The following is a 3,534-nucleotide window of genomic DNA, read 5'->3' on the forward strand; positions in this document are numbered from 1 at the left end:
ACAGAAGGGCTAATCGGGAGCGGGGACTGAAGACAAGTACCAACTCCAATACCAATACTAATACCGACAAGGACACGCCATGGCGTGTCCTTGTTTCTTCCGGTATTCAGGGCCCTGTCTTCGGCTGTTTGGTATTCCTGCCTCCACCCCCTTGTGTATGCGCCGAGGAGCGCAGGGTCAGGCGGATCAGGGCAAAAACTTGTTTGAGCGCAGCGAGTTGTTTTTGACCCCGGCTGGACCGAGCACCGCAGGTTGCCCGTAGCGAAGCGGAGGGACGCAGGAACCAGGGTCGCCTTTTCTTTGCTTACTTTCTTTTGGCGAAGCAAAAGAAAGTGAGTTGCATGCCGGGCAACCCCCGGCCAGCAGCACTCAGCAAAGAGCGCGCCCATCAAATAAACAGAAGCTCAACTCTTCACCCGATTCACCAAAAACACCCCAAAAATCGCCAAAGCCCCACCCGCCAGCAAACTGACGCTCAAGGGTTCCCCCAGAATCAGCCAACCCAGCAGCACGCCAAACACCGGCACCAGGTTGTTGAACACCACGGTGCGTGCCGCGCCCAGCTGGCGTATGCCTTCGTAGTACCAGACAAAAGCCACCGCGGTGCCGAGCACGCCTAGAAACGCCAGGCCGGCCCACACCTCAGGGGTGAATGATCCGGCATGTACGCTGGTGATGTCGCGCAGGGCCAGCAGGCCCAGGAACAGCGTGCCCCAGATGGCGGCCCAGAGCGTGGCCAGCACCGGCGACAGGCCCTGCAGCAGCTTGCGTCCCAGCAGCGTGTACACCGCCCAGGCGCACACCGCGCCGAACATCGACAGCTCACCCTTGCCGAGCGACTGCGCGATTTGCGAAAGATCTCCGCGCGTGACAACGATCCATACGCCCAGCAAGGCCAGGGCTACGCCCAGCCAGCGCACTGGCGAAAGCCGGTCGCCCAGGAATGCGGCGGCCAGCAGCAGTGTGACCACCGGGTTCAGGGCAATGATGAGTGAGGTGCGGCCTGCCGGCAGCACGGAAAGCGCCGAGAAGAACAACAGGTTGTAAATAAAGATACCGGTGGCGCCCAGCGCCATCGTGCCCAGCAGCTGGCGGCGCGACAGTGTCGTGAGTGCGCGCAGGCCTTCGGTGAAATGCAGCGCCACCAGCAGCGCCAGCGTAGCAAACACAAAGCGTATGAAACCCGCCGTGGCGGGCGGCAGGTGGGCGGAGATGACGCGCCCGGCAATGAAGGTGCCGCCCCAGAGAAAGGGCACGCAGGTCAGGCGCAGGTACAGGCCCAGAAGGCTTTTACCCGCCGGGGGAGCCGTGGCGGCGATGCCGGACAGGGGGGCTGCGGTGGATGATGTGGCTGTAGCGGTCATGCGGTTTTTGTTGGGAAAAAGGCTGGCATCGGTTAGATTGATGCATGAGATTAACTGCTAAATGACTCACTATCAAATGAGTGTTTACTCATTCTTGCCCGCGTACCCCCTTAACGCTTGTTGAACCGACCATGACACTCGCCCAACTTGAAGTCCTGATCACTCTCGATGAATGCCGCAGCTTTTCACGCGCGGCCATGCGCCTGGGCACGACGCAGTCGGCCGTCAGCCATGCGTTGCGCGCGCTTGAAACGCAGTTCGGCGTGAAGCTTGCGCAGCGTGACGCGTCCGGCGTGGCCATGACGGATGCCGGCGAGCGGCTGTTGCTGCGGGCCCGCGAAATGACCGCCCTGGCCGCCACCATGACGCAGGAGCTCGGCGACGCCCGCGAGCTGAAAACCGGTACGCTGCGCATCGGTTCATTTGGGCCCACGTCCACCGTCAACCTTTTGCCACCACTGCTGGCTGCCTTTAAAAAGCGCCACCCAGGCGCGCAGGTGCGCATTGAAGAGGAAAGCGACGAAGTGGTGGACGACTGGCTGCTGCAAAAACGGGTGGAGCTGGGTTTTGTCGTCGTGCCTGACGAGCGCTTTGAAGTGCTGCCGCTGGTGCAGGACGAGTTTGTCGCCATCCTGCCGGTCAAACACCCACTGGCCAAACACAAGGCCGTGCCGGTTACCGCCCTTACGGGGCTGGACTTTGTGCTGACAGAGGCCGGCTGYGGGCCGGTCATCGTGCCCATCCTGCAAAAAAACATCGCGTTGCCCAAGGTCCTGTACCACTTCACGCAGATCATTTCCATCCTGCAATTTGTGCAGCAGGGCCTGGCGGTATCGGTAGCTGCCCGCCTCGCGCTGCCCGATGCACCCAGGGGCGTGGTGTACCGGCCCCTGTCACCGCCGCAGCCGCGCACGGTCGGTCTGGCCTGCCTGGATGTGGCCAAACTCTCGCCGCTGGCACGTGCTTTCTGGAACACCGCCCGTGAAGGTGCCAAAGCACGTTGAGTCGGGTTGCTACTTATTTGATAGCTGCTTGCGCCAGTTCTGATTGGGTTTCAGCCGGTTTCTTTCTAAATCAATGAGGGCTGCAGACGGGCTTTTCTGCTGGCTTGCCCGGCACCGTGCCGCCGGTGCTCACGAGTGTGCCCATCAAGTACCATCAGCCCATTCCGCAGGCTGGCGTGCAACATCGCAGCACGGAAAACAACAGGGAGGCCGGGGTCATGATTATCTGGAGCATTGTTTGGGGTGCCGTGCTGGGCTGGTTCTGGCCGGGCTATGGCGATTTCGGAGTCTTTCTGGGGGGCTTCCTCGGTTTGTTCGCCGGCCTTTCCTTGCGCTGGGCCGTGCGCGCCGAAGTCGAGGCCGCACACAGAAAGCATGCGCAGCAGGTCAAAGCGGCGACTGCATCGGCACCGCAACCATCTGCCATGCCGCGTGGCAGCATTCAGGTTGTGGAAGACGACGGCGGATTCAGGGAATTTGAAAACACCGCTCCTTCGCCCGTTGCCCCGCTTCCTGCACGCGCACCTGCTGCGCCGCAAACCATGGCGCCTGTGGCTGCCAGCACGCTCAGCGCGGTTAGCAACGAAGAGGCATCCCTGCAAGAAGACCTGGCCCCGAATGGCTTGCCGCGCGCTCRGGCCGCGCCCGCCGTGCGGCCGGCTTACAAGCCGGCCGAGCCCAATGCCATCGAGCTGGCCCTGATTGCCGGCAAAAACTGGTTCCTGGGCGGCAACACCATCGTCCGGGTCGGGCTGGTTATTTTGTTCATCGGCCTGTCATTCCTGGCACGCTACGCGGCATCGGCCGGGCTCTTTCCGGTGGAATTCCGCCTGGCGGCCATCGCCGCCGCGGCGATCGCGCTGCTGGCCGTGGGCTTTCGCAAGCGCACGGAAAAGCCCGGCTTTGCACTCGCTCTGCAGGGCGCCGGCGTGGCGGTGATGTACCTCACGGTGTTTGCGGCCTTCCGCATGTACGGCCTGCTTGAACCGCTACCGGCCTTTGGTTTGATGATTGTGGTGTGCGCGCTGAGCTGTGCGCTGGCACTGCTGCAAAACTCGCGCGCGCTGGCGGTCGCCGCATTCGCCGGCGGTTTTGCCGTGCCGATTCTGCTGTCGACAGGGCAGGGCAGCCATGTGGGTCTCTTCAGCTACTACTCAGTGCTGAAC

At 62.3% G+C, this 3,534-nt stretch carries 3 protein-coding genes; 2 read left to right on the forward strand and 1 reads right to left on the reverse strand.

From position 1 onward, the window contains the following. Positions 1–404 precede the first annotated feature (404 nt). Complete coding sequence (locus AC1D1P_RS17895) at positions 405–1,364, reverse strand: DMT family transporter (RefSeq protein WP_477673897.1); 960 nt, start codon at positions 1,362–1,364, stop codon at positions 405–407. Between the two features lie 131 nt (positions 1,365–1,495). Here AC1D1P_RS17895 and AC1D1P_RS17900 point away from each other — a divergent pair, with 131 nt between their 5' ends. Further along, entirely contained in the window at positions 1,496–2,368 is an 873-nt protein-coding gene (locus tag AC1D1P_RS17900; RefSeq protein WP_477673898.1) for a LysR family transcriptional regulator, read from the forward strand. Positions 2,369–2,586: 218 nt separating this feature from the next. After that, positions 2,587–3,534 (forward strand): DUF2339 domain-containing protein (locus AC1D1P_RS17905; RefSeq protein ID WP_477673899.1); only part of this gene is annotated, 948 nt, incomplete at its 3' end.

Source organism: Polaromonas sp. P1_E1_2 (assembly GCF_056406035.1).